Raw genomic sequence first — 24504 nt, 5'->3', positions numbered from 1 at the left:
GGTTCTTCAAGCCACGAGCAAAACCTCAAATGCCGATTACGACTACGATTACGACTACGAGGGCAGTGCTGGATTAAGCGTGTGGGGGGGTTATTTTCCCAACTTCGCCTTCAATGCCAGCGCGAGCGCGCCCTCCGGTTCCTTCTGCGGGCGGGGCTTGCCGCCCTTGCGTGGATTGCCCTTGCCGGCCTTCTGACTGGGCCGATTGCCCGCGTCCGGGCGCGGGACTTCGGCGTCGCTGCGCATGCTCAGGCCGATGCGTTTGCGGTCCACGTCCACTTCCATGACCCGGACCTGGACGATATCGCCCGGTTTGACCACCTCACGCGGATCCTTGACGAAGCGGTCCGCCAGTTGGGAGATGTGCACCAGGCCGTCCTGGTGAACGCCAATGTCCACGAAGGCGCCGAAGTTGGTGACATTGGTGACCGAGCCTTCCAGTTTCATGCCCGGCTCCAGGTCGCTGATTTTCTCCACGCCCTCGCGATACTGCACGGTGCGGAACTCGGGGCGTGGATCGCGGCCCGGCTTTTCCAGCTCCTGCAGGATGTCGCGCACGGTGGGCAGACCGAAGCGCTCGTCGGTGAAGCGCTGCGGGTCGAGCTTGCGCAGGCTGGCCTGGTCGCCGATCAGGCTGGCCAGCTCGACGCCGGTGTGTTCGCGAATCCGTTCCACCACCGGGTAGGCTTCCGGATGCACGCTGGAAGCGTCCAGGGGGTGGGCGCCGCGGATGCGCAGGAAGCCGGCGGCCTGTTCGAAGGCCTTGTCACCAAAGCGCTGAACCTTCTTCAGGCCCTTGCGGTCGCGGAAGGGGCCATGTTCGTCTCGATGCCGGACCAGGTTCTCGGCCAGGGTGGGTGTCAGGCCGGAGACCCGCGAGAGCAGGGCCGCCGAGGCGGTGTTCGCGTCCACGCCCACGGCGTTCACGCAGTCTTCCACCACCGCTTCCAGGGAACGGCCCAGTTTCACCTGGCTGACGTCATGCTGGTACTGGCCCACGCCGATGGACTTGGGCTCGATCTTGACCAGTTCCGCCAGCGGGTCCTGCACCCGCCGGGCAATGGACACCGCGCCGCGCAGGGAGACGTCCAGGTCGGGGAATTCCCGGGCGGCGGTTTCCGAGGCGGAGTAGACCGAGGCGCCGGCTTCCGAGACCACCAGGTACTGCAGCCGGCCCATGCCCTTGAGTCCGATCAGTTCCTTGACCAGTTTCTCGGTTTCCCGCGAGGCGGTGCCATTGCCAATGGCGATCAGGGCGATGTCATGCTTGCTGACCAGGGCGCGCAGGACGTCGATGGCCTTCTGCCACTGTTTCTGCGGCGGGTGGGGATAGATGGTGGCGGTATCCATCAGTTTGCCGGTGGCATCGACGACGGCGATCTTGGAGCCGGTGCGCAGGCCCGGGTCCAGGCCAAGCACGGCCTTCTCGCCGGCCGGGGCGGCCAGCAGCAGATCCCGCAGGTTGCCGGCGAAGACCTGGATGGCTTCTTCTTCGGCCTGCTCGCGGATCCAGCTGGTGAGTTCGGTGTCCAGGCGCACCAGAATCTTGATGCGGCCGGTGAAGCGAATGGCGTCCGCCAGCCAGTCATCCGCGGCCCGCTTCTGGTGGGACCAGCCGAGGTGCCGCGCCACCATGGCCTCGATCTGGGCCGGCTCGGCATTCTCCAGTTCGTCCGGCGGCAGGATCTTCAGGCGCAGCACACCCTCATTGCGGCCCCGCAGCAGGGCCAGAAAGCGATGGGAGGGGATTTTCGCCAGTGGCTCACGGTGTTCGAAGTAGTCGCGGAACTTGGCCCCTTCCTGTTCCTTGCCCTCGGCCACCCGGGATTCGATCCAGGCGCCCTTCTGCATCCAGTCGCGAATGCGGCCCACCAGTTCCGGGTCTTCCGCCCAGCGCTCGGCGAGAATGGCGCGGGCGCCTTCCAGCACGGCGGCCACATCCCCGTAAGCGCTATCCGCATCCACGTACTCGGCGGCCAGCGCCTCGGGCGAATTGGCGGGGTCGTCGAAAAGACGGTCGGCCAGTGGCTCCAGGCCTGCCTCGATGGCCATCTGACCCTTGGTGCGCCGCTTCTTCTTGTAGGGCAGGTAGAGGTCTTCCAGACGGGTCTTGTTGTCGGCCGCCAGAATGGCGGATTTCAGTTCCGGCGTCAGCTTGCCCTGTTCCTCGATGCTGGCGAGGATGGCATCGCGGCGCTCCTCCATTTCCCGCAGATAGCCCAGGCGCTGCTCCAGATTTCGCAACTGGGTATCGTCCAGGCTGCCCGTGACCTCCTTCCGGTAGCGGGCGATGAAGGGAACGGTGGCGCCCTCGTCCAGGAGGCCGACGGCCGATGCCACCTGCGGCGGGCGCACCCCCAGTTCCTCGGCGATTCGCTGGATGATGGCCTGCTGGCGCTGGTTGTGGTCCACTGGGGTACTGTGCTCTTTGCTCATGACTTATCCGGCCGGGGCTGAGAAATGAGGGCGCATTTAAACCGCATCCGGGTGGGCAGGACAAGATTGAAATCGGCTGCCAGCTGTGTTTTGACCGGACGGCGGCGGGCGACTACCTTTTAGGGCTTGGATGACTCCTTTGTGCCCACCCAGGGTGTAAACGGGGAACTGATGCCGATGGACCCACTCTGAGTCAGGGACATGACGCCAATACAGCTGCCAAAAGCGCTTCGCTTCCTCCTGCTGATCCTTGCCATCGGCTTCCTCACCATTCCGTTCATTGCGGGTGCGACCGAAGACAGCCCGGCGGCTGCCCGGCTGTCCGAAGCCGAGGGTTTTGTGCAGAGTGATCCCCGACGAGCCCTGGCGTTGCTGGATCAAGCCCTGCAGGCGGCCGAAGGCGATGGCGAACATCTCACCACGGTGCGCATTCTGCACCTGCGTGCGGAAGTGCTCCGGGATCAGGGTGAGGTGGAGCAGGCTTTGTTGGCCCTGGATGCGGCAGAAGGGATTGCCGTGCGCGCACGGGCGGATCGGCTTGCCATCCGAACGGATTTCATTCGCGGCACCATCCATCTGGACAATGCCGATTACGATCGTGCCCTGGCCATCAATCATGCGGTATTGCGTCGCGCCCGGGCCATCGACGCGCCGGAGCTGGTGGCCGGTGCCTACAACACCATCGGCAATATCCATTTCAGCCTGTCCCAGCCTGAAAGGGCCAGGGGGTTCTATGAGCGTGCCGCCGAACAGTATCGGGCGCTCGAGTTCCGTGATCACCTGAGTGCGGTGCTGGGCAATATTGGCAATACCTACAATGATGAGGGCAACCATCAACAGGCCTTGCCCTATCATCTGGACTCTCTGGGCCTGGCCCGGGAACTGGGCCGGGAAACCAGTGTGGCCTACCAGAATGTCAATGTCTGCAACACGTTGGTTCATCTGGATCGCCACGAGGAGGCCAGGCGATTTTGTCAACGGGGCATCGAAGCTCTGGAAGCAGTGGGTCACTATCGGCCACTGAACTTTGCCTACCGGCTCATGGGGGATCTCGAGCAGGAGAGCGGCAATCTGAGTGCGGCCATCGACTACCAGTACCGGGCCCTGGAGATTGCCCGGGAAATGGATTCGCCGGCCTTGCTGGAAGCCAGTTACCAGAACCTTTCGGAACTGCATGAGGCGCTGGGAGACTACCCGCAGGCGCTTGCCTATGCCCGTCGGCATTTCGATGTTCACACGCGGGTGATGAGCTCGGAGCGGCAGCAGACCATCGTCGAGCTGGAGCAGGCTTATGAGGCCGATCAGCGCCGCAGTGAAATCGAGCGTCTTGAACTGGATGCCGAGCTGCGGGAAATGACCCTGCGGCAACGCCAGATGCTGACCCTGGTGGGCTTTGGCCTGTTCATCGTCACCGCCCTGCTGGCCATTCTGATCTGGCGCGGCTATCGCACACGCAAGCGGATCGGGGAACGTTTCCAGCAGAAGAACCGGGAGCTGCGTGAAGCATTGAAGACCATCAGTCGCCTGGCACGCCAGGATCCCCTGACCGGTCTCAGCAACCGCCGTCGCCTGATGGAAGTAGTCAAGGCGGAGCTGGCCCGGCGCAGCCGCACCGGTTCCCCCATTGCCGTCTCCCTGGGCGATATCGACTATTTCAAGCAGATCAACGACGAGCATGGCCATCACATCGGCGATCAGATTCTCGTTGCCCTGGGCCGTCGCATTCGAAGTTGCCTGCGGGAGAATGACCTCCTGTGCCGATGGGGTGGTGAAGAATTTCTCGTGTTGATGCCCGAGACCGACGTCAATGCCGCCCGCAAGGCGATGGAGAAGGTCTGTGCCGCCGTCTCCGCCAAGCCCTTCGAAACCGATGCCGGCCCCATTGACGTCACCATCACCTTCGGTGTGGCCGAGCTCATGGGGGATGACTTCAAGGAGGCCGTACGCACTGCCGACCGGGCCATGTACACCGGCAAGCACCAGGGCCGGAATCGGGTCATGGTCATTGTGGGGGAATAGGTGATCGGCACACCGCTCGACTACAACCCCCTGTAGGCGCGGATTTATCCGCGCAATGGCCAGAATCCGACGTTTGATTCTCTAATGGGATCGTTGCAATCCGTGGTGCACCTCATGAAACGGCGGGGCGTCGAATTCCCGCCATTGCGCGGATAAATCCGCGCCTACAGGGGGTTTCAACAGACGGGCCCGCCAGCCGATAAATTGTCATCGCGGATAAATCCGCTCCCACGGGGGCGATAGCCAATGCTGTGCCCGCCTACCGAATGATCCTCGGCACCACCCCCGTCAGCACGCTCAATACCCCCAGCTCCACCATTGCCTGAAGGATGATCACCGCCGCGGCAATCTCGGCGCCGGCCGGCAACGCCAGGGCAAAGGGCAGAACCACGAAGGAATTGCGTGATGCGGCGTTGAACAGCAGGGTTCGGCGGGCCGCGATGGCCAGTCGGCCGAGTCGGCCCAGCAGCCAGGCCAGGGTCAGGCCCAGGCCAATCCAGAGCAGTAAGAGGGGGATCAGCGGTGACAGTTGCCGCATCAGCCTGCCATCCAGCACGGCCAGTTCGGTGGCCACCACCAGGAAGATCACCGGCATGAACAGCAGGATCGGCCCGCCCCGCTTGAGCCCGTTGATCACCGGCTCGATCACGGGCAGGCGATGCCCGATCTGCCGCGCCGCGAGTGCCAGTGCGAGGGGAATCAGAAACAGGCCGATGAAGACCGCGGCAAAGCGTTCCAGGCCGAAGTCCTGCAACTCGCCGGGGCCGAAGAAGAGGGTGAGCCAAAGGGGAATGGCCAGTACCTGCCCGCCCAGCAGGATGGGAATTGCGGCGGTGGCCCGTTCCGGATTGCCGCGGCCGAGCAGATTGAAGCCCAGGAACCAGTCCGTGCAGGGGGCCAGCAGAACCAGCGCCATGGCAAATCGCAGTGGCGTGGAATCCGGGGCCAGCATCAGCACCAGTCCGGTCAGGCCTGGCAGCAGCAGAAAATTGAGCAGGGCCAGAAGGCCGAGAAAACGACGGTCCACCAGGTTCCGCCGCCAGCCCCGCAAATCCAGATGCAGGAAGCCGGTAAACAGCAGTGCGGCCAGCAGTGGCCAGATTGCGTCGGACCAGGGGTTGACGGTTTCCGGAATCGCCCGGCCGGCCAGCAGGCCGGCCAGTACGGCAAGCATCAGGGGCAGGACTTGCCAGTGTTCCAGCTGGCGCCAGTTGATCATGGAAGAATCCGTTGCGGGCATGCCCGGCAGTTTGCCGGAGCCCGCATGATCCCGCCAGCCCTGGAATCAGTAGCTGTTCTGCATGAAGCCGATCGCCGGTTCCAGGGCCGTCCGCCAGCGCTTGCCCAGGCTCGGCGAATAATCAGGGTCACTGGCCTGAACGGTCAGGATGAGACTTTCGATCCAGTGTTCGTATAGCTCCGGCGTTATCGGCGCCCGCCCGCCCCTGCTGTGTACTTCGGCCATCTCACGGACTTGTCGCCGGGCGGCAACGGGCGTGCCCGCGAAGGTAATGGCCAGGCTGATACCGCGACGGATGGCCTTGTTCTGCAGGGTCCAGTCGGTACTGGCGAACATCGTCGCGATGCGTTCGTCACTTCCCAGCAAGCGACGATAGAAATCATCCACGAAGCGGTTGTTCCCGCGCAGGCATCGGCCAAAACTCTGCTGTACGTCCGCAAACTGATCCATTTCAACCTCTCCATCCAGTGAGCCATTCGCTGTCGGGCCGGAATGGTAGAGGCCGAGCCTTGATCAGGGTTTGATCTGGATCAATTCGACGGGCATTTATTTAGAGAATCCTGATGTAGCGAGGCGGTTCACCAATCGATTCGCTTTCGGTCGCGCCAGAATCCGCCGCTCTCGGTGGCGGACTCATCACTGGCCAGCCAGACGATGGTGTCAATGCCCTCCTCGATGGAGCGGCTGGCGTTCTCGCCACCCAGGTTCGTGCGCACCCAGCCGGGGCAGACCGAGTTGACGGCAATGCCCCGTTCGGCCAGTTCGGTGGCAAAGACACGGGTCAGTGTATTCAGCGCCGTCTTGGACATGCGGTAGCCCAGCCAGCCGCCGTCCATGTCCGAAAGCTGGCCCATGCCGGAGGAAACATTCACGATGCGGCCGCCTTCGGGCATCATCAGTGCCAGTGCCTGAATCATGCGCAGGGCACCCAGAGTGTTGCTATTGAAGGTCTCCATGACGGTCATGGGGGAGACCAACAGGGGATTGGCGGAGCGGTCGCCGCCGGCCTCACGGGTTTCCAGGATCATTCCGGCATTGTTGACCAGCACATCCACCCGACCGTAGTTCTCGCGGATGTAGCGGCCCAGATCCTTGATCTGCTCCGACTGGTTCACGTCCACCACCCGCAATTCCACCGACAGCTTGTCTGCCTGCAGGGCTTGCACCGCCTGCGTGCCGGCTTCCGAGTCACGGGCACAGGCGATGACATGAAACCCCTTTTCGGCGAGGGCCCGGCTTGTGGCCAGACCGAGACCCCGGTTGGCACCGGTCACGACGGCGATCCTGGCTTGCATGGCGACTGACTCCCCTGAAATGATGATGAGCGGAAAAGGGCGGGAATTATAACGGATGCCCGGGTCCCGGAGGTTCAGGTTGCGGGAGAGCAGCATGCATCAGGTCGCCAATGTCCCCCACATACCCCGAGCCGCGCAATGGCTGTTTACCCTCTGGATGTTGTTCTGGGTGACGGTGATCCTCTTCAACCAGGGCCCGCAGAATTTCTTCTGGCTCTGCAACATGGCCAAGTTCATCGTGTTGTACGCCATCTGGCGTGGTGATCGGCTGCTGTTGTCCAGCCAGGTGGGTGTGGTCACTATCGTGGGTCTGGGCTGGGGCCTGGATTTCCTCACTGGCCTGGCCCTGGGCGGGCACAGCCCCACAGGCTTCACCAACTACATGTTCGGGGATGAGCTGAGTCTGCTGGCTCGCTCCACCTCCCTGTATCACCTTGGTCTGCCCCCATTTCTGCTATGGCTGATACTGCGGGTCGGCTACGACCGGCGTGGGCCCTGGCTGCAGTGCGGCATCGGTGCCGTGGCCGTTGTCGGGGCCTGGCTGTTCACCGAGCCCGTTCGCAACGTGAACTGGGTGTGGGAGCCCTTCGGTGTGGAGCAGACCTGGATGCCCGATCCGCTCTGGGTGCTTGTCCTGATCCTGGCCTACCCCCTGGTGCTGTACTTTCCGGGCCACTGGCTGGTGCTGCAGTTCCGGCGGTGGATGAAAACCGGGGGATAGAATCCGCCCGCCTGTGGTCACAAGACATTCGAAAGCTCTGATTCATCCGATTCCCCGGCCCCGATGCCCGGGGGTGAACCTGACACCCAGTGGCTGATACGGCGTGATACCGATTGGTGACAACAATCCGAGCCACCGCACCCCCGTCGTCACCTGGGTGTTTCTGATCAGTTGCGTGCTGGTGTTTCTGTGGCAGTTGTCTCTACCAGAGGCGGGGTTTCGCGCCAGCGTCACCCAGTTTGGCCTGATCCCCAGGGCGCTGTTTCAGGCGCCCTTTGGCCATCCGGACCTTCTCATTCCCCCCGTGCTGAGCCTGTTCACCTCCATGTTTCTGCATGGGGGGCTGCTGCATCTGATCGGTAACATGATGTTTCTCTACGTCTTCGCCAACAACATCGAAGATTCCATGGGGCATGGGCGTTTCATCGTGTTCTATTTTCTGTGCGGCATGGCCGCGGCCCTGACCCAGGCCCTGATGGCGCCGGACTCCACCATACCCATGGTGGGTGCCAGTGGCGCCATCTCCGGCGTGCTGGGAGCCTATCTGATGTTGCACCCCTTCGCCTGGATCCGCCTGCTGATGCCCTATATCGTCATCTTCTTCATCTGGGTGCCGGCCTGGCTCATGCTGGGACTGTGGTTTGCCTTTCAGCTGCTGCAATCCATGGCCAGCCCCGCCGATCAGGCGGGTGTGGCTTTCGGTGCCCATGCCGGGGGCTTTGTCGCCGGCATGGTGCTGGTCCTGTTCTTCAAGCGCCCCGGGGTTCGACTGTTCCGCTAGTGGGCCTTCAAGGCATTTTTGTCGTCGTCAAGGAAGGAGTGAGAATGAAGCTGAAATTTTCCACTGCCATACTCGCGGGCCTGGGCCTCGCGGCCACCAGTCTGACCGCACTTCAGTCCCTGCAGGCGGCTGAGGTCAGCGCCTACCAGGAGCCGCCCCAGTCCATCATCGATCTGGTGGACGCGCCTCTGACACCGGCCCTGAGCCTGAGTCCGCGTCGCGACCAGATGTTGCTGATGGAGCGCCCGCCACTGCGCACCATTGCCGATCTGGCCGAACCGGAGAAGCGGCTCGCCGGCATCCGTTTCAATCCCGACAATCACGGGCCCAGCCGGCCCAACTATTTCACCGGTCTGGTGCTGAAGTCGGTGGATGAGGGGACTCGCCAGGCGGTCAGCGGGCTGCCCGCCGATACACGAATCCGGGATGTGAGTTTTGCGCCTGATGGGCGCCATATCGCTTTCACCCGGGTGGAGGACGACCGTATCTCCCTCTGGCTGGTGGACGTGGAAAGCGCCGAAGCACGCGAACTGCGCGGGCTGGACGTCAATGCCACATATCGGGGTTCCCCTTATGTCTGGGGCCCGGACAGTGAAAGCCTGCTGGTCCGGCGCGTGGTGCCCGGCAAGGGCGCCGCGCCGGAGCGCAGCCCGGTGCCGGCCGGTCCCGTGGTGCAGGAGAATCGCGGGCGCGCGGCGCCCGCACGAACCTATCAGGATCTGCTCCAGAACAGCCACGACGAGGCCCTCTTCGAATACTATTTCCATGGCGAGCTGGTGCGGGTCAGCCTGAACGGTCGCCAGACGGTGTTGACCGAGGGGATTCTTTCCGATTTCTCGGCGTCTCCGGACGGCAACTACCTGCTGGTGGAGCGCCTGCGCAGTCCCTGGTCCTATTCCGTGCCCTTCTTCCGGTTTGCCCGCACCGTTGATGTGCTGGATGCGGACGGTGCAGCCGTCCACCGGGTGGTGGATCGGGATCTGGCCGACGATCTGCCGATTGCCTTTGATGCCACCGTGACCGGCCCGCGTTCGGTCAGCTGGCGCAGTGATGCGCCGGCCACTCTGTTCTGGGCCGAGGCCCAGGATGGCGGTGATCCCCGCGAGGAAGTGGAGGTTCGCGAACGCCTCTATCTGCTGGAGGCCCCGTTTGACGGCGAGCCTGTCCAACTGGCCGAACTGGGCGACCGCTTCCGCGGTATCCGTTTCGGTGACGGGGAGACGGCGCTGGTGCTCGAGCGCTGGTACAACAACCGCGCCGAAACCGTCTGGCGGGTGGCGCCGGATCAGCCGGGCGCGGATCCCGTCCGCCTCTGGGAACGTTCCTGGGAGGATCGCTACAACGACCCCGGCCAGCCCCTGATGCGTACTACCAAAAGCGGTCATCGGGCCCTGCTGCTGGCCGACGGCGGCCTGCTGATGGCGGGTGATGGTGCCTCGGACGAAGGGGATCGTCCCTTCCTGAATCATTTCAATCTGGACAGCCTGGAAACCGAACGGCTGTGGCGTTCCGAGTCGCCCTGGTTCGAGCGCGTGGTGACGGCGCTGGACGTCGATGCGCCGGTGGTGCTCACGCGCCGCGAGTCGGTGGACACGCCGCCCAATTATTACTGGCGGGATCTGTCCAGTGACAGCAAGGGGCGTCTGACCGACTTCCCTCACCCCATGCCGGAACTCAAGGGCGTGAGCCGGGAACTGATCACCTATGAGCGGGAAGACGGTCTACCCATGTCGGCCCAGATGTATCTGCCGGCCGGCTATGACCCGGAAACGGATGGCCCGTTGCCAACCCTGGTCTGGGCCTATCCGCGGGAATACCGCAGTGCCGATGCCGCCGGCCAGATCCAGGGCTCGCCCTACCAGTTCAATCGTCTGAGCTACTGGGGGCCGCACTTTGCCCTGACCCAGGGTTATGCCGTGCTGGATCGTGCCACCATGCCGGTGGTGGGCGAGGGTGACAAGGAGCCCAATGACACCTTCATCGAACAGCTGGTCATGAACGGCAAGGCGGCCGTGCAGGCCGGTGTCGAGCGCGGTGTCACCGATCCCAATCGGGTCGCCCTGGGCGGGCATTCCTATGGCGCCTTCATGACCGCCAATGTGCTGGCCCATTCGGACACCTTCCAGGCCGGGATTGCCCGCAGTGGCGCCTTCAACCGCACACTGACGCCCTTCGGCTTCCAGCGCGAACAGCGCACCATCTGGGATGACACGGATCTGTATATCCGCATGTCACCCTTCTTTGCCGCCGATCAGCTCGACCGGCCGATCCTGCTGATTCATGGGGCCGAGGATAACAACTCCGGTACCTTCCCCATGCAGTCGGAGCGCCTCTTCGAGGCCCTGCGCGGGCTTGGCGGCACGGCCCGTCTGGTCATGCTGCCGGAAGAGTCCCATGGCTACCGTGCCCGGGAGTCAGTGCTGCACATGTTGCATGAGCAGCTGGAATGGCTGGAGGAGTTCGTCAAGGCCGCGGAATGATCAATGCAGGTGTCTGCCGGCAGGCAGCACGAGAAGCGGCCCTTCGGGGCCGCTTTTTTTGTGTCAATTCGTGACCGTAGTCGTAGTCGTAATCGTAATCGTAATCGTAATCGGCTTTCGACTGGCACCGATCGAAAGATCAAAATGCCGATTACGACAACGACAACGACAACGACAACGACAACGACAACGACACAAATGCGTCGGGAACGTATTTGAACTCGCGCCTTGCGCGAGGCCCCGACCAGCGGGAGGGGTGAGTCTCAGGACGAGCCGAATAACGACAACGACCTAGACCCGGCGGCAGGTCAACACCGTATGCCCCCCCGCCGGCAGGTCCTGTTCCTGCTCCACCCGCAGACCGGCCTTGTCGACCAGAGCCATGAAACGGTCATAGTGATACATGCGGCTGTTGCCGTTGGCGATGCAGGTGAAGTAAAGCGAGGTGGCATCCAGGCTGAAGCGGGCCGCATCGAAGGGCTGGCGGTCGGGGAAAAGCTCAACGATGAACAGGCGGCTGTCCTCGTTCATGATCTCGCCGGCCCGTCGCAGGATGCTGACAATCTCGTCTTCCGAAAAGCAGTCCAGGAACTGGCTCATCCAGAGGGTGTCAGGGCCTTCCGGGAATCGAGTGCTTTCATCCAGCAGATTGGCGGCATGGTAGCTGGCGCGGCCGTTGAAACCGGCGGCATTGATGTTTTCCCTGGCCTTCTCCAGCTGGGGGGGCAGGTCCATCAGGGTGAGCTTTACGTCCGGGCAATGATTGAGGCATTTGAGGGCCCACTTGCCGGTGTTGCCGCCCACGTCCAGCAGGTGCCTGACCGGCTGGTCGAAGACGATCTTCAGCAGTTGGTCGAAGACCCGGTCGGAGTAGAAGTGGTCGAACTCGAACCAGCTCCTGCGGGCCGGTTCCGGAAGCCGGGTCAGGCCTTCATAGACGGTGTCCCAGTCACCCAGCGCCTTGAGCCCGGCGGGCTTCTGTTCACGGATGGCTTCAGGCAGATGGGCAAGGGCGTCGTAGCAGACATCGCGCGTGAAGTTCATGTTCACTCTCGTCATCTCGTCATGCAGGAGGAAATGCCCCACCGGGCCCACATGCCAGACCCCCTCCCGTTTTTCGACGATGTCGAGATTGGCCGCCAGGTCGAAGAGCACGGAGACCCCGTAGCTGGAGACTCCACTGCGTTCCGACAGCGTTTCTTCATCAAGGCCGTTCTCGCCGGCGTCATCCAGTGCCTTCAACAGGCCGGTCTCCAGCATGGTGGCCGCGGCCTGGAATGCGAAGGGACCGAAGGCCAGGAACTGGGCCCTGGATTTGGCTTCAACTGCGCGCATTCTTCCCCCGTTTTTCAGCATGATCAAATGTTTCCCGCTTGATGGTGTTGGTGAACAGACAGGCCCGCAAAGGCCTTGGTCAGGGCATCCCGCCAGCCCAGTGTCTGAATGACATCGCTGAATTCTCCCCGAAGTGGGGCCTGCAGCGCCAGTGTCTTGTCCTGTTCGACCGGGTGGGCCAGGGTCAGGGCGCTGGCATGCAGCAGCAGGCGATGACAGTCAAGGTGCTGGCGAAACAGGCGATTGTGTTCCCCATCGCCATGGGTGGTATCGCCGATGATGGGATGTGCGATGCGTTCCATGTGGATACGCAACTGATGGCGTCGTCCTGTTTCAGGCTCAAGCTGCATCAGGGCATAACGGGATGTGTCATGACGGCGATTGCTGAAGGGCATTTCCACCAAAGCCAGGCGGCGATAGTCGGTACGGGCTTCGCGGTGGCTCTCCCGCGCATCGTCCCTGACGGGGCGGTCGATGTGGCCTGTCTCCGGCTCCGGCCAGCCTCGAACGACGGCCAGATAGGCTTTGTCTGCCCGGCCTTCGCCAAAGGTTGTCGTCAGGCTGTTGGCGGTCTTCGGATCCAGCGCGAACAGCAGGACGCCGGAGGTGGCCCGGTCCAGGCGGTGTACCGGATACAGGCGTTGACCAAGCTGATCGCGTAACCGCTGGAGAATCACGTGGCGTTCCCGGGACAGGTGACTGCGGTGCACCAGCATGCCGGGTGGCTTGTTGACGGCCACCAGCCATTGGTCGTGATGCAGTATCTCCAACGGTTTCACAGGCGCCTCTGACCCAGAATCCAGGCGCCGGAAAGACCGAAGGCCGCCTGCCGGGTATCACGCATCAGGGGGCTGTCACTGATGATGCCGTCACTGAAGTCGCTGTACTGAACGAAGCCACCCAGCCACCATTGCTGCCAGCGCCAGGCAAGGCCCATTGAAAGGGTATAGGCGGTCAATCCTTCGCTGGCCTGGTAGGCGGGGCGCTCAGTCGTTTCGAATGCCTCACCGACACCGTAGAAATGTTCGTGGTAATCGCGCGAGCCAAAACGCAATCCGATCCGGGTCTGGAACTCCCAGCGATGGTTGGCGCCGTGAAAGTCTCGTTTGACGTGGAGGTTAGGCGCCAGCAGCCAGCCCTTTCGGCTCAGGCTGGTGCCGTCCAGCTCAATGGCCTGGCGCAGGGGCAGGGAGATTCGGTACTGCCAGTCCGGGCTGCGTTGCGCCCATTCCGGCGCATACCGCAGGGCCGGGCCAACCTCGGCCAGCCAGCCGAGTCCCGGCATGTCCTCGCGGGCCTCGTTATCGTCCGCGTCCACGCGCAAGGCGCCGCCGGTACTGATGTCGAGGCTCCAGGCCTCGTGCTCCCAGAAAAGCCCGCGAATGCTGCTGCCGTCCACGTCCAGGCGATCGCTGTAATAGGTCAGGAAGGGAAAGGGCAGGGTGACCGCATGTCGCTGATCGGCCCCGGGATAATGGGGGAAGTTCAGGTGCGTCAGGCCGATGCCGTACTCGAGGGTGCCGCGTTCATCGTCTTCCATGACCCCCTCGGCCCGAAGCAACTCGGGTGAAAGTGTCAGCAGCAGGGTCAGGGTGAGCAGCAGGGGTGGTCGCATGCTGGCTATCTTCCTATCACCATTGGATTGGTCACACCCCCCGTGTGGAGGGTAGGGAGCGCACCTGCGCTGGCGTAGACTCCCTTCGCCGGACCGTCGGTGCGCCGCCCGGCCGGTTTCGCGAAACCGCGGCAGTTTAACTTATAATCCCTTGCCGTCCTGATGGGGCCGATAGGTGGGCATGGTGGAGTTGCACGGCGAATGAGCAAGCGGGTACTGACAGTCTACTGGTCACAGAGTGGCCAGACCGAGCGGGTGGCCCGTTCCATGGTGGCGCCGCTGGAAGCGGCGGATGGGGTTGAGGTGGTTCACGCCCGCCTGCGGCCGCGCATGGATTATCCCTTTCCCTGGACGGTGACTCGTTTTCTCGATGTATTCCCCGAGTCGGTGCACCTGGATCCGCCGCCCATGGATGAGCTGGATCTGCCGCACGAGGATTTTGACCTGGTCATTCTCGTCTATCAGGTGTGGTTTCTTTCTCCCTGTCCGCCGGTGACCGGCTTTCTCAAGTCGGACCAGGGCCGGCGCCTGCTGCGCGATACGCCGGTGGTGACCGTTACCGCCTGCCGCAACATGTGGCTGACCGCCCAGGAAAAGGTCAAGGGTCTGCTGGCAGAGGCCGGTGCCCGGCTGACTGACCACGTGGCCGTGGTGGATCCGGGGCCGCCCCTGGCCACCTTCATCACCACGCCGCGCTGGCTGTTGAGCGGCGATCAGGGCCGGGCGGATGGCTGGTTGCCACCGGCTGGCCTGCGCGAGCATCAGATTCGGGGCATGGCCCGCTTCGGTCACGCCCTGGTCGACGGCCTGGCCCGGGATGTCGAGCGCGCGGGGCAGTCCATGCTGACGGGGCTGCTTGCCGCACCGGTGGATCGCCGTTTCATCATCAGCGAGCGCATCGGTCACCGCAGCTTTTACCTCTGGGGCAAGCTGCTGAGGGCAGTGGGCCGTCAGGGCCAGCGCCGCCGCCGCCCCGTTCTGTACCTTTATATGGTATTTCTGGTGGCCATGATCATAACCGTCGTGCCGGTCAGTCTGCTGCTGCAAAGGATTGCCAGGCCTCTGTTGGCACGGCGCCTGGAAGAAAGACAACGGTATTTCGAGGCACCATCCGGTGCCGGACGCGAACGAATGGAAGCCTTTCATGGGGAATAGGGTCTGTATTACCAGTCTCAGTCGGTTCATGCCGGGTGAGCCCGTGGCCAACGAGCATATGGAATCCGTGCTGGGACAGGTCGGCGACCGGCCCTCAAGGGCACGCCGGGTGATTCTCCGCCAGAACGGCATCCGCCAGCGTCATTACGTGCTGGATCCGGAAACCGGTCAGGCCCGCTACAACAATGCCCAGTTGACGGCCGAAGCCGTGCGCCGGCTGCAGGGTGGCCAGTTCGATGCGGCCGCCATGGATCTGCTGGCCTGCGGCACCAGCATGGCCGATCAGCTCATGCCCTCCCATGCCGTCATGGTGCACGGGGAACTCGGGGCGCCGCCCTGTGAAACCGTGTCCACCAGCGGCATTTGCAGTGCCGGCATTCTGGCCCTCAAGCAGGCGTGGCTGGCCGTCAAGGCCGGCGAGGCGCATCAGGCCGTGGCCACCGGTTCGGAAACCTCTTCGCTGATGATGCGCGCCGCCCACTTCATGGGTGAGGCCGAGGCCCGCGCCGCCGAGGACGAGTTGGAGCGGCGACCGGAACTGGCTTTCGAGAAGGAGTTCCTGCGCTGGATGCTGTCCGACGGTGCCGGCGCCATGCTGCTGTCGGATCAGCCGGGTAATGGCCCGGTCAATCTCTGGATTGACTGGATTGACAGCGTCAGTCACGCGGGTGACATGGAAACCTGCATGTATGCCGGTGCCGAGCGGGACGCCAGTGGCCGCCTGCGCGGCTGGCGGGAGTTTGATGGCGCCGCGGCCCTGGCCGAAGACTCGGTCATGGTGGTAAAGCAGGATGTGCGCCTGCTCAATGACCAGGTGGTGCGAAAGACCATCGACGACAGCCTGCCGCGGGTGTGCCGCCGCCGGGGCCTCGATGTTGCCGAGGTGGACTGGTTCCTGCCCCATATGTCCTCCGAGTATTTCCGCAAGCCACTGATGGCCGGTCTCGAGCGTATTGGCATGCCCATTCCGGAAGAACGCTGGTTCACCAACCTCGCCAGCCGGGGCAACACCGGTGCAGCCTCCATTTTCATCATGCTGGAAGAGCTGGCGGGCAGTGGAGAACTGAAGCCGGGCGAACGCATTCTGTGCTTCGTGCCCGAAAGTGGTCGATTCACCAGCTGCTGGATGCTGCTGACGGTCGCCCAATGAACGACGAGCGGAACGAGTCGACGAGGGAGGAGGATCTCGACGCATCCGGGAATCGTGTCCTGGAGGGCGAGCGCAAGGCCGTCTATGTGCGCGGCGAGGATGGTCGTTATCACCTGCAGGCATCCGAAGGCTGGAAGGTGGAGGAGGTGGTGACGTCGGCGGCGGTGGCGGAGTTTCAACGCCTGACCGCAGAGGCGCTGGATGACTGCCGGGCCGGTCGGGCATCCCCATTGGCCTTCCACATGTACCGCAGCCGTCTCGACCCTGGCAGCCTGGCCCAGGCCATGGGCATAGCGCGCTGGCGGGTACGGCGGCATCTTCGACCCGGCCCTTTCGCCCGGCTTTCCCCGCGCCTGCTGGCCCGTTACGCCGAGATCCTCGACATGCATCCCGATGCCCTGACACAGGAACCCTGACATGGCCGCTGCACTGCAAACTGGCGACCTTCACTGCGTCGAGGGCTTCGTGCACCGGCACGCTGCCCATTGTGAATCCGGTGTCATGGCTCAGCTGCTGGGTCATGCCGGCCTGGAACTGAGCGAGGCGGCCGTGTTCGGCCTGTCGGCGGCCCTGACCTTTGCCCACCTTCCCATGGTCAAGGTCAATGAGCAGCCGCTGACGTCCTATCGCATGCCGCCCGGGCAGATTGTCCGTGGCCTGGAAAAGCGCCTGGGAATTGGCATGCGGCGGCAACGCTACCGCCATCCGGTGGAAGCCATGACGGCCCTGGATCGGCACATTGACGAGGGTCGTCCGGTGGGCCTGCAGACCTCGGTGTACTGGTTGCCCTATTTTCCCGAGGACATGCGCTTTCATTTCAATGCCCACAACCTCATCGTCTATGGGCGCGAGGGCAATGACTATCTGATCAGCGACCCGGTTTTCGAGCACCCGGTGCGGGCCCATCGCACGGCCTTGATGAAGGCCCGCTTTGCCCGAGGCCCCTTCGCGCCCCGAGGGCTGCTCTACTACCCGGAGCGCGTACCTGAATCACCGGATTACGCGGCCATCGCGCGACGGGCCATCCGGCGCACCACCATGATGATGCGCTACTCGCCCGTCCCCTGGATCGGCATTCGCGGCATTCGTTATCTGGCCCGGCGCCTGGAGAAGCTGCCCCACCGCCGTGTGGATGATCGCCAGCGTCAGCTGTTCGTGGCCCAGGTCATTCGCATGCAGGAAGAGATCGGTACCGGTGGCGGTGGATTTCGATACCTGTATGCCGCCTTTCTTCAGGAAGTGGCCGAATGGACGGGTGACGAGCGCTTCAGCCAGGGTGCCGAGCAGATGGCCCGGGCCGCCGATGGCTGGCGGGCCTTTGCCCTGGCCGGTGCGCGTTACGTGAAAAGCGGCGATGCTTCCCTGCTGGCCGAATTGCCGGAGCGGGTGCGTGAGTGTGCCGCGCTGGAACGCCAGGCCCTGGGGAAGCTCTGGTAGCTGGCCAGTCGCCTGGATCAGGCGGGTTCGTGGTGGCGTGCGTGCAGCAGCCAGAGGCGCCAGGCCCCGCCGGGGGCGCTTCGATCCAGATGCAGCAGACGTCCGCGTCCATTCAGGTGATGCCGGGCGAAGGCCGCTGCGGTATTGGTGGGGGACCAGCCCATGTGGTCGTGATAATCCCAGCAGGGGATATCCGGGAAGGCTTTTGGCAGCGAGGCCGGTCGATGCCAGCTCTCCGGGCCGGCTGCAATCCAGTCCGGGCTTCGTGTGTCGATGGTGGCGCGCACCGCTTGCCAGTCCAGAAAATCCCCCAGGTGTTCCAGATCAGCCGGTTCCCCGACCCGGGCCGGAGCCAGTACCAGCCAGCCGGCACCTTCGCCCGGCTGCCGGTCTCGCGGTGTTCCCGTACGCTGACGATGCAGTGTCAGGCAGTCGTCCCCTTCATCCACGCCCCCCACCAGAGCACAGTCGTTCTTGCCCAGGGCCAGGTCCAGGCTGGCCGTCTCGATGGCGGCATCGAAGGCGCCACGCAGGCGTGAAATCGCCAGGTTCTCGCCCTGGGTGCCCAGCCGTGCCGCCACGTGAAAGCCCGCCACATTGCTCAGGACGTTGACGAAGCGGAAGGGGGTCACCGGCTGCTGATTCACCAGCTGATGTCGCAACAGGGTGACCGTGTCGGTGAAACTGCCATGGGCGGTGGCCAGGTAGACGCCGGCATCGGCGGGCGGCGGATGTCCGAGATCCCGCTGGCACAGCTCGGCTGCCAGCACGGCCAGGGAGATGAAGCGGTTGGAGCGGCGCAGGGGCGTGACCGCCAGCTCGGCCATGACCTCGCGCAGTTCCCTCCGCCGGTCCTCGCTCAGTACCTGCGCGAAGACCCCCGCCGCCCGGATGCGATATTGCTGCAGCGCCAGCCCGCTCACAGCGTCACCACCAGGCTGGTGTTGTTGCCGCCGAAGCCAAAATAATTGAGCAGCAGCGGCCCGCCTTCGAAGGCCATGGGATTGGCAAGTGGCTGCACGGGCAGTGCGTCGTCGACGCTTCGGAAGGCGATGGACGCCGGCAGGAAACCCTGGTTCCGACAGTCCATGAGTGCCAGCAACTCGGCCAGTCCGCAGGCACCCAGGGTATGACCCAGGCCGCCCTTGATGGAGAAGAAGGGCGGGTGCCCGTCGCCGAAGACGCGATGAATGGCGGCGGCTTCGGTGGAATCATTGCCCGGTGTTCCCGTGCCATGGGCCTTGATGGCGAAGGGTTCGACCGCGGCGCAGGCATCCAGTGCCCCCTGCATGACGGTGACGAGACTGTCCTCGGAGGCCACCGTGACACCGGTGGGATCGATGGCGGATTGTCCGCCGTCCAGCCGGGCCAGTGCCCGATCATCCGAGCGACTGAGCACGGCCGCGGCCACACCTTCGCCAATGACGATCCCTTCCCGTTCCGCGTCGAAGGGCCGGTAGTGTTCCCGGGCCAGCAGCATCAGCCCGTGAAAGCCCGAAAAGCTGATGCCGGTGTAGACATCAAAGCCGATGACGATGGCGGCCGGTACCGTGCCCAGACTCAGCATGCGCTGAGCATAGAGCAGGGCATTGGCACTGGAACTGCAGGCGGTGTTGAAGGTGTACTGGGGGCCGTTCAGGCCGTGCTTCTGGCACAGGTGTGCCAGCATGAAGCCCCAGCGTGCGTCTTCCAGCAGGGGGGCGTCCGGGTTGGTGCGCAGGCGCTCCCGGCTCCGGCGTTCATCGCGTCCGATGTCCAGTGACGAGGTGCCCAGTATGACGGCCGCTTCCTGTCGGGCGCGGCGGTCAAGACCGGCCTGGTCCAGTGCCGATGTCAGCACCTGGTCCAGTGCCTGATCGGCATCCAGTGCATCGTGCAGGCATGCGTAGGGGCGTTCCACCCCAGGGTAGCCGGGTACAGGCTGGCGTGGCCACGACGGGAGGGCGCCGGCGGAATAGTCCCGCAGCGCCCGGGCCGGCGACTCGGCAGCGCAGGCCAGGTCGCCGCCGATCAGGTGCACGGCTTGAATCGCATTGGGCATCGTCATGGGCTGTGCGGCGTGGTCGGCTTCAGCGTGTGCGCAGGAAGTCGGTGAGACTGTTGATGTCAGCCATGATCCGCCGCAGGCGCTTGCTGTCGTTGATCTCAACGCCATAGCGCTGTTTCAGGGCCACCGAGATCTGCAGGCCATCCAGGGAATCCAGGGCCAGCGGGGCATCGGGGCCGAACAGGGCTTCATCATCGCTGATATCCTCGGGCGAAAGATCGTCCTTGCCCGTTTCCTCCAGGATCATCCGTTTCAATTCCAGTTTGAGCTGTTCGTCCGTAAGCGCTGTCATGAATCCCCGGTCTCTTGCGCTGGCATGAGTGGCCCAGTTTACCAGAGGTTCCCGGGGCTGCAGGGTCGTGTCAGGGCCGACGGGCCAGTATCATCATGGCCAGGAGCAGGCACACGGTACCGAAGGCGAGCAGGCCGGTGATGGGCAGGGCAATGACGGCAAGGGCATCCGTTCGCAGGAAGGCGTCCAGGAAACCGTCCAGGGCCCAGCCCATGGGGGAGAGCCAGGCCACCGCATGCATGCTGTCGGCCATCACGAAACGCGGCACCATGATGCCGCCGGCCGCCGCGAAGATGATGTTGAATACCCCGCCGACCGTGGTGGCCTGCATGTGGGTGCGGGCAATCACGCCCACCAGCAGGGCGAAGCCGATGGCGGCCAGGCCAGTGGACAGGGCCACCAGCAGCAGGGCCAGGGCGCTGGCCGGGGCGGACAGAGCCTCACCCCCGACAAGGGGAACCAGCCAGAAACCGATGGCCAGCATCAGCATGAGCTGGAGCAGATTCACGATCAGGTAGGCCGGCACCTTGGACAGCAGCAGGTGCATGGGGCCCACGCCCGTCAGGCGAAGGCGGGACAGGGTGCCCTGTTGTCGTTCCCCGATCAGCACCGTGGACAGGGGAATGACCACGAAGAACATGCCAAATACCAGCCAGGCCGGAACCGACTGCTGCACGGAGCTCACCACGGCGCCGGGGTCCGCCCGCCCGGGCCGTTGCTGTTCCACCGCATGTCGGCCAAGTCGCTCCAGCAGTGCGCCGATTTCGCCATCACCTTCCACATCCGACAGGGCTTCGCCCAGCGCCATCTGAATGGCCCCGTTGACGATCTGCAGGGAGCGCCCGTCCACGCCATTGCCGGCCAGCAGCCGCAGGGCCGGGGCCGTTGTCTCTTCCTCCACCAGGGCCAGCAGGCGTTGGTCGAAGCCGTCGTCGAGGATCAGCAGAATTTCATCACGGCCGGGCGTTCCGGCATCCTCTGCGGGCAGGAGATGGAGCCGGCCGGCCAGGTGTTCCCGAAAACTGAGTGACAGTTCGTCCCGGGCGTCGTCCCGCAGCTGCACACTGCCGACACTGCCTTCGTCATTGAAGACGTCCTGCAGGGCGATGGACATCACCAGGATGAACACCGCGGGCATGGCAAACAGAACCAGCAGGCCATGGGGGTCGCGGGCCAGAACCTTGAGTTCCTTGACGAGCAGAGCCAGGGTTCGGTGCATCATGTCAGTCCCTTAGCGCGCGGCCGGTGAGTGAAAGAAACAGGCTTTCCAGGCTGGCGCCGTAACGCAGATCCTCCACCCGGTTGCCGTCCTTCTCGATCAGGGCGAGTAGCGTGCTGAGTGGTGCACCTGCCTCCTTCAGGCACAGATCCAGCTGCCGACTGTCCGCGGTGGACAGGGTGGCCGTGGCCGCTTGCAGTTCGGCCAGCAGGCTCGCCGATGCCGGACCGGCCAGTCGCAGACGCATCTGTCCAACGCCCCGGGCTTCGGCAAGGGCCGTGGCCAGTTCGGAATGCAGCAGGATACGCCCCCGGTCGATGATCGCCACGTCGTCACAGAGGGCTTCGACTTCCTCCATGTAATGGGTGGTGTAGACGACCGTCAGTCCCCGTTCCTCGCGCAGTTGCCGGATACGCTCCAGGATGAAATTGCGTGATTGCGGGTCGATGCCGACGGTGGGTTCGTCCAGAAACAGGAGTTCGGGCTCACCCAGCAGCCCCACGGCCAGATTCAGGCGGCGTTTCTGGCCGCCACTGTAATGCGCCACGGGACGATCCAGGTTCTCGCCCAGATCCGCCAGCTGCGCCCCCTGGTCCATCATGGCCCGTCGCTTGCCGGCGTCCGCCCACAACAGGCCGGCAAAGAAGGCCAGGTTTTCCCGTCCGCTGAGGCTGGGGTAGAGGGCGATGTGCTGAGGCACCAGGCCGGCAATGGCCCTGAGTGCCTGGCGTGTGCGATCCAGCTTCTGGCCGTTCAGCTGAATCGTGCCGTGATCGGCCGGCGTCAGCCCCATGAGCACTGACAGTAGCGTGGTCTTGCCGGCCCCGTTGGGGCCCAGCAGGCCAACAATCCGGCCGCGCCGGATCGTCAGGCTGAGGTCGTCGATCGCGGGTTCGGCCTTGTCCGGCCAGGACTTGGTGATGTGGTCGAGGTTGAGCACAACCTCGGGTTGCTTGTCATTCATCAGGCTGAAGGCTTCCCTGGCAGGAAACACTGATCCAATTGATCAGCAGTTCCTTTACACTATCGCCTCGAAGAAACTCCGATGGCAAGCGCGGGAGACGGGTTTTGGAATTCGATCTGCTGAGATGGAGCGCCTGGGCGCCCGGTGTGACGTCCGCCGAGGCGTGGCAGGCGTGGCTGACCGAACAGACCGCCTTCGCCGGTGAGGATGCGCCCGATGTCAGTTTCATGCCGCCCATGCAACGGCGCCGTCTCAGCCGCATGGCCCGCATGGGCTTTCAGGCCATGGAGCAATGCCTGGATGACGGTGAGCCAGCGTTGCCCATCGTGTTCACTTCCCGACACGGCGAGTTGCAGCGCTCCCATTCCCTGCTCCAGTCGCTGGCCCGGAAAGAACCCCTGTCACCCAAGGATTTTTCGCTCTCGGTGCATAACGCCACCACTGGTCTCTACAGCATTTTTCGCGGTAATCGCGAGGCCAGTACGGCGATCGCCGCCGGGCCGGACTCACTCGCCATGGGCCTGCTTGAAGCCATCCTTCAGGCCGACGGCCGCAGCGGCGAATGCCTGCTGGTCTGGGTCGAGCAGCCGGTACCGGATTTCTATCGCGGGTACCTGGATGCCCAGTCCCCCGATGTCTGTCTCGCCCTGCGCATCGCAGCGGCCGGGCAGGGCGGGCGTCGCCTGCTGTTCCGGCATGGGGATGCCGCTGTTGAGTCCCCACCGGCCAGTGACATGGGGGTTCTGCGCGCCATCATGGCCCTGCTGACGCAGCAGCAGTCGCGGGTGGATTGGCGCGGTCAGCGCAATCACTGGACACTGGAGGAAGGCCATGTGGCCGCTTGAGCGAATCTATCGCTCTCTGGGTACCGGATGGGTTTTTCTCAGCTTTGGCATTGGCGGTCTCCTCCTGACCGTCACTGTGTTGCCAATTCTGATGTTGATACCCGGTGGTCGTCGTCGACGTCAGCACAGGGTCAGGCGGCTGATCGCCTGGGGTTTTGGCACCGTCCCCTGGCAGATCGAGAAACTGGGTCTCGGGCGCTTCGTGATCGAGCATCGGGAACGCCTTCGGCAGAGCGGGGGCTGTCTCGTGCTGCCGGTCAAGCATCCAACACTGATTGACGTGGTGGTGATCATTTCCATGCTGCCGGAAGCGGATTGCGTGGTGAAGCAGTCGGTCTGGCGCAACCCCATCCTCGCCCTGCTGGTACGTGCCGCCGGTTACGTCAGCAATGCCGACGCCGAGCGGGTGGTGGAGATCGCCGCCGAGCGCTTGCGCACCCAGGGCGAACCCTTCATCGTCTTTCCCGAGGGAACACGCACCGTGCCTGGCAAACCCCTGACGTTCCAGCGGGGAGCGGCGCGGATTGCCCTGGCCAGTGACGCACCCATCGTGCCGGTGATCATGGAATGCACCCCGCCCACCCTGAACAAGGGCAGCCGCTGGTACCAGGTGCCCGACCGTGTCTGGACCCTGCGTATTCGCGTGAATGAGCCCATTGACCATCAGGCACTGGCGGACACCCGGGGTCTGGAGCGCAGCCTCGCCGTCCGTCGCCTGACCGACGGCATGCTGGAATATTTTGAAGGCGAGTTGCGGCTCTTGTAGAATCGCGCGCTCTCGCAGGGCTTTGCCCCGTGTCCGGGGGAAACCCCTCATATGAGGGGTGGGCGGTGGTGATCATGCCCGTGTATCGTGATGATCCTCAAAATTCGCCCGCACCACGGTGCGGTCGACTTGACTTAATATGATTCCCGCCGCCTGGCCCATGCCGGCCGGCGCAGGAGAGGTGGCTGAAGATGTCTGGATTGACCACGGAATTGCGCGAACTGCTGATTGATGCCCTTGAGCTGGAGGACATCGCGGTGGAGGATATCGACCCCACGGCACCGCTGTTTGGTGACGGTCTGGGGCTGGATTCCATCGACGCCCTGGAAATCGGCGTGGCCGTGCAGAAGAAGTACAACGTTCGCCTGGATGCCACATCGGAAGACACGCGCGAGCATTTCTACAGTATCGAGAATCTGGCCCGGTTCATTGAATCGGCCCGTTCGGCCTGAGGTGGTTCCCCATGGCAACGCAAGTGGATTTTGACGAAATCAAGCAGATCCTGATTGACCATTTCGAGATTGACGAGGCCGACGTGCAGCCCGACGCCAATCTCTACGAGGATCTGGGCCTGGATTCCATCGATGCGGTGGATCTGGTGATCAAGCTGCAGGAAATGACCGGCAAGAAGATCAAGCCGGAACAGTTCAAGGACGTGCGAACCGTGGAAGACGTGAAGCACGCCATGGAGAAGTTGCTGGCCTGAT

General features: G+C 63.7%; 24 protein-coding genes. 12 read left to right on the top strand and 12 right to left on the bottom strand.

The genetic code is table 11. The features are described 5' to 3' along the window. Positions 1-90: 90 nt before the first annotated feature. Positions 91-2436 carry a Tex family protein gene (locus RBH19_RS09030; protein WP_306728516.1) on the bottom strand — a complete coding sequence of 782 codons (2346 nt, stop codon included), beginning with the start codon at positions 2434-2436 and terminating at the stop codon, positions 91-93. 201 nt (positions 2437-2637) lie between these two features. Here RBH19_RS09030 and RBH19_RS09025 point away from each other — a divergent pair, with 201 nt between their 5' ends. Beyond that, positions 2638-4455 (top strand): tetratricopeptide repeat-containing diguanylate cyclase, encoded by a 1818-nt coding sequence (locus tag RBH19_RS09025; protein ID WP_306728515.1) that lies wholly within the window; start codon positions 2638-2640, stop codon positions 4453-4455. A gap of 259 nt (positions 4456-4714) precedes the next feature. Here RBH19_RS09025 and RBH19_RS09020 read toward each other — a convergent pair whose 3' ends face one another. The 3 genes from RBH19_RS09020 to RBH19_RS09010 all read right to left on the bottom strand — a co-directional run bounded on the left by RBH19_RS09020 (position 4715) and on the right by RBH19_RS09010 (position 6990). After that, a complete protein-coding gene (locus tag RBH19_RS09020; protein ID WP_306728514.1) occupies positions 4715-5674 on the bottom strand; it encodes a bile acid:sodium symporter family protein in 960 nt (319 codons plus the stop codon). Positions 5675-5740: 66 nt separating this feature from the next. Next, positions 5741-6145, bottom strand: a complete 405-nt coding sequence (locus RBH19_RS09015; RefSeq protein WP_306728513.1) for a globin — start codon at positions 6143-6145, stop codon at positions 5741-5743. Between the two features lie 128 nt (positions 6146-6273). Next, entirely contained in the window at positions 6274-6990 is a 717-nt protein-coding gene (locus RBH19_RS09010) for an SDR family NAD(P)-dependent oxidoreductase (protein WP_306728512.1), read from the bottom strand. A gap of 94 nt (positions 6991-7084) precedes the next feature. On the opposite strand from RBH19_RS09010, the gene RBH19_RS09005 reads away from it, so the two are divergent. The 3 genes from RBH19_RS09005 to RBH19_RS08995 all read left to right on the top strand — a co-directional run bounded on the left by RBH19_RS09005 (position 7085) and on the right by RBH19_RS08995 (position 10972). After that, the gene (locus RBH19_RS09005; protein ID WP_306728511.1) at positions 7085-7711 is read left to right on the top strand and encodes a hypothetical protein; all 627 of its coding nucleotides are present in this window, start codon (positions 7085-7087) and stop codon (positions 7709-7711) included. A gap of 103 nt (positions 7712-7814) precedes the next feature. Next, on the top strand, positions 7815-8492 hold the full coding sequence (locus RBH19_RS09000; RefSeq protein WP_306728510.1) for a rhomboid family intramembrane serine protease: 678 nt from the start codon (positions 7815-7817) through the stop codon (positions 8490-8492). Positions 8493-8536: 44 nt separating this feature from the next. Beyond that, positions 8537-10972, top strand: a complete 2436-nt coding sequence (locus tag RBH19_RS08995; protein ID WP_306728509.1) for a S9 family peptidase — start codon at positions 8537-8539, stop codon at positions 10970-10972. 291 nt (positions 10973-11263) lie between these two features. Here the strand turns inward: RBH19_RS08995 and RBH19_RS08990 are convergent, their stop codons facing one another. From RBH19_RS08990 to RBH19_RS08980, 3 genes are read right to left on the bottom strand one after another with little or no spacing between them, the layout of a single operon-like run. Further along, entirely contained in the window at positions 11264-12307 is a 1044-nt protein-coding gene (locus tag RBH19_RS08990; protein ID WP_306728508.1) for a methyltransferase, read from the bottom strand. A gap of 23 nt (positions 12308-12330) precedes the next feature. Beyond that, on the bottom strand, positions 12331-13086 hold the full coding sequence (locus RBH19_RS08985) for a pseudouridine synthase (RefSeq protein WP_306728507.1): 756 nt from the start codon (positions 13084-13086) through the stop codon (positions 12331-12333). Then, on the bottom strand, positions 13083-13922 hold the full coding sequence (locus RBH19_RS08980) for a MipA/OmpV family protein (RefSeq protein ID WP_306728506.1): 840 nt from the start codon (positions 13920-13922) through the stop codon (positions 13083-13085). Before RBH19_RS08980 ends, RBH19_RS08985 begins: the two co-directional genes overlap by 4 nt. A gap of 201 nt (positions 13923-14123) precedes the next feature. On the opposite strand from RBH19_RS08980, the gene RBH19_RS08975 reads away from it, so the two are divergent. From RBH19_RS08975 to darH, 4 genes are read left to right on the top strand one after another with little or no spacing between them, the layout of a single operon-like run. Then, the gene (locus RBH19_RS08975; protein WP_306728505.1) at positions 14124-15077 is read left to right on the top strand and encodes a dialkylrecorsinol condensing enzyme; all 954 of its coding nucleotides are present in this window, start codon (positions 14124-14126) and stop codon (positions 15075-15077) included. Beyond that, positions 15067-16227 (top strand): beta-ketoacyl-ACP synthase III, encoded by a 1161-nt coding sequence (locus tag RBH19_RS08970; RefSeq protein WP_306728504.1) that lies wholly within the window; start codon positions 15067-15069, stop codon positions 16225-16227. Before RBH19_RS08975 ends, RBH19_RS08970 begins: the two co-directional genes overlap by 11 nt. Beyond that, positions 16224-16643, top strand: coding sequence for a DarG family dialkylresorcinol biosynthesis protein (locus RBH19_RS08965; protein WP_306728503.1), 420 nt, complete (start codon positions 16224-16226; stop codon positions 16641-16643). Before RBH19_RS08970 ends, RBH19_RS08965 begins: the two co-directional genes overlap by 4 nt. Position 16644: 1 nt before the next feature. After that, entirely contained in the window at positions 16645-17664 is a 1020-nt protein-coding gene (gene darH / locus RBH19_RS08960) for a BtrH-related acyltransferase DarH (RefSeq protein WP_306728502.1), read from the top strand. 17 nt (positions 17665-17681) lie between these two features. Here darH and RBH19_RS08955 read toward each other — a convergent pair whose 3' ends face one another. The 5 genes from RBH19_RS08955 to RBH19_RS08935 all read right to left on the bottom strand — a co-directional run bounded on the left by RBH19_RS08955 (position 17682) and on the right by RBH19_RS08935 (position 22186). Then, complete coding sequence (locus tag RBH19_RS08955; RefSeq protein ID WP_306728501.1) at positions 17682-18587, bottom strand: beta-ketoacyl synthase N-terminal-like domain-containing protein; 906 nt, start codon at positions 18585-18587, stop codon at positions 17682-17684. Beyond that, positions 18584-19711 (bottom strand): beta-ketoacyl synthase N-terminal-like domain-containing protein, encoded by a 1128-nt coding sequence (locus RBH19_RS08950; protein WP_306728500.1) that lies wholly within the window; start codon positions 19709-19711, stop codon positions 18584-18586. Before RBH19_RS08950 ends, RBH19_RS08955 begins: the two co-directional genes overlap by 4 nt. A gap of 22 nt (positions 19712-19733) precedes the next feature. Next, entirely contained in the window at positions 19734-20003 is a 270-nt protein-coding gene (locus tag RBH19_RS08945; RefSeq protein ID WP_306728499.1) for a phosphopantetheine-binding protein, read from the bottom strand. 70 nt (positions 20004-20073) lie between these two features. Continuing rightward, positions 20074-21225 carry an ABC transporter permease gene (locus RBH19_RS08940; RefSeq protein ID WP_306728498.1) on the bottom strand — a complete coding sequence of 384 codons (1152 nt, stop codon included), beginning with the start codon at positions 21223-21225 and terminating at the stop codon, positions 20074-20076. Position 21226: 1 nt separating this feature from the next. Then, positions 21227-22186, bottom strand: a complete 960-nt coding sequence (locus tag RBH19_RS08935) for an ABC transporter ATP-binding protein (RefSeq protein ID WP_306728497.1) — start codon at positions 22184-22186, stop codon at positions 21227-21229. 104 nt (positions 22187-22290) lie between these two features. On the opposite strand from RBH19_RS08935, the gene RBH19_RS08930 reads away from it, so the two are divergent. From RBH19_RS08930 to RBH19_RS08915, 4 genes are all read left to right on the top strand, one after another. Next, the gene (locus tag RBH19_RS08930; protein ID WP_306728496.1) at positions 22291-23031 is read left to right on the top strand and encodes a beta-ketoacyl synthase chain length factor; all 741 of its coding nucleotides are present in this window, start codon (positions 22291-22293) and stop codon (positions 23029-23031) included. Further along, complete coding sequence (locus RBH19_RS08925; RefSeq protein WP_306728495.1) at positions 23018-23797, top strand: lysophospholipid acyltransferase family protein; 780 nt, start codon at positions 23018-23020, stop codon at positions 23795-23797. Before RBH19_RS08930 ends, RBH19_RS08925 begins: the two co-directional genes overlap by 14 nt. A gap of 191 nt (positions 23798-23988) precedes the next feature. Further along, on the top strand, positions 23989-24249 hold the full coding sequence (locus RBH19_RS08920) for a phosphopantetheine-binding protein (protein WP_306728494.1): 261 nt from the start codon (positions 23989-23991) through the stop codon (positions 24247-24249). Between the two features lie 11 nt (positions 24250-24260). After that, positions 24261-24503 carry an acyl carrier protein gene (locus tag RBH19_RS08915; RefSeq protein ID WP_306728493.1) on the top strand — a complete coding sequence of 81 codons (243 nt, stop codon included), beginning with the start codon at positions 24261-24263 and terminating at the stop codon, positions 24501-24503. The last annotated feature ends 1 nt before the right edge of the window (position 24504 follow it).

The organism is Natronospira bacteriovora, from assembly GCF_030848495.1.
GTDB classification, from domain to species: Bacteria; Pseudomonadota; Gammaproteobacteria; order Natronospirales; family Natronospiraceae; genus Natronospira; species Natronospira bacteriovora.
Note: the sequence above shows the minus strand (reverse complement) of the source record. Positions and strands in the feature narration are given on the sequence as shown.

Excerpts from the sequence above, each read along its gene's own strand:
- RBH19_RS09030 (WP_306728516.1), bottom strand. The coding sequence starts at position 2,436 with ATGAGCAAAGAGCACAGTACCCCAGTGGACCACAACCAGCGCCAGCAG.
- RBH19_RS09025 (WP_306728515.1), top strand. The coding sequence starts at position 2,638 with ATGACGCCAATACAGCTGCCAAAAGCGCTTCGCTTCCTCCTGCTGATC.
- RBH19_RS09020 (WP_306728514.1), bottom strand. The coding sequence starts at position 5,674 with ATGATCAACTGGCGCCAGCTGGAACACTGGCAAGTCCTGCCCCTGATG.
- RBH19_RS09015 (WP_306728513.1), bottom strand. The coding sequence starts at position 6,145 with ATGGATCAGTTTGCGGACGTACAGCAGAGTTTTGGCCGATGCCTGCGC.
- RBH19_RS09010 (WP_306728512.1), bottom strand. The coding sequence starts at position 6,990 with ATGCAAGCCAGGATCGCCGTCGTGACCGGTGCCAACCGGGGTCTCGGT.
- RBH19_RS09005 (WP_306728511.1), top strand. The coding sequence starts at position 7,085 with ATGCATCAGGTCGCCAATGTCCCCCACATACCCCGAGCCGCGCAATGG.
- RBH19_RS08995 (WP_306728509.1), top strand. The coding sequence starts at position 8,537 with ATGAAGCTGAAATTTTCCACTGCCATACTCGCGGGCCTGGGCCTCGCG.
- RBH19_RS08990 (WP_306728508.1), bottom strand. The coding sequence starts at position 12,307 with ATGCGCGCAGTTGAAGCCAAATCCAGGGCCCAGTTCCTGGCCTTCGGT.
- RBH19_RS08980 (WP_306728506.1), bottom strand. The coding sequence starts at position 13,922 with ATGCGACCACCCCTGCTGCTCACCCTGACCCTGCTGCTGACACTTTCA.
- RBH19_RS08975 (WP_306728505.1), top strand. The coding sequence starts at position 14,124 with ATGAGCAAGCGGGTACTGACAGTCTACTGGTCACAGAGTGGCCAGACC.
- RBH19_RS08970 (WP_306728504.1), top strand. The coding sequence starts at position 15,067 with ATGGGGAATAGGGTCTGTATTACCAGTCTCAGTCGGTTCATGCCGGGT.
- RBH19_RS08965 (WP_306728503.1), top strand. The coding sequence starts at position 16,224 with ATGAACGACGAGCGGAACGAGTCGACGAGGGAGGAGGATCTCGACGCA.
- darH (WP_306728502.1), top strand. The coding sequence starts at position 16,645 with ATGGCCGCTGCACTGCAAACTGGCGACCTTCACTGCGTCGAGGGCTTC.
- RBH19_RS08950 (WP_306728500.1), bottom strand. The coding sequence starts at position 19,711 with ATGACGATGCCCAATGCGATTCAAGCCGTGCACCTGATCGGCGGCGAC.
- RBH19_RS08945 (WP_306728499.1), bottom strand. The coding sequence starts at position 20,003 with ATGACAGCGCTTACGGACGAACAGCTCAAACTGGAATTGAAACGGATG.
- RBH19_RS08940 (WP_306728498.1), bottom strand. The coding sequence starts at position 21,225 with ATGATGCACCGAACCCTGGCTCTGCTCGTCAAGGAACTCAAGGTTCTG.
- RBH19_RS08935 (WP_306728497.1), bottom strand. The coding sequence starts at position 22,186 with ATGAATGACAAGCAACCCGAGGTTGTGCTCAACCTCGACCACATCACC.
- RBH19_RS08925 (WP_306728495.1), top strand. The coding sequence starts at position 23,018 with ATGTGGCCGCTTGAGCGAATCTATCGCTCTCTGGGTACCGGATGGGTT.
- RBH19_RS08920 (WP_306728494.1), top strand. The coding sequence starts at position 23,989 with ATGTCTGGATTGACCACGGAATTGCGCGAACTGCTGATTGATGCCCTT.
- RBH19_RS08915 (WP_306728493.1), top strand. The coding sequence starts at position 24,261 with ATGGCAACGCAAGTGGATTTTGACGAAATCAAGCAGATCCTGATTGAC.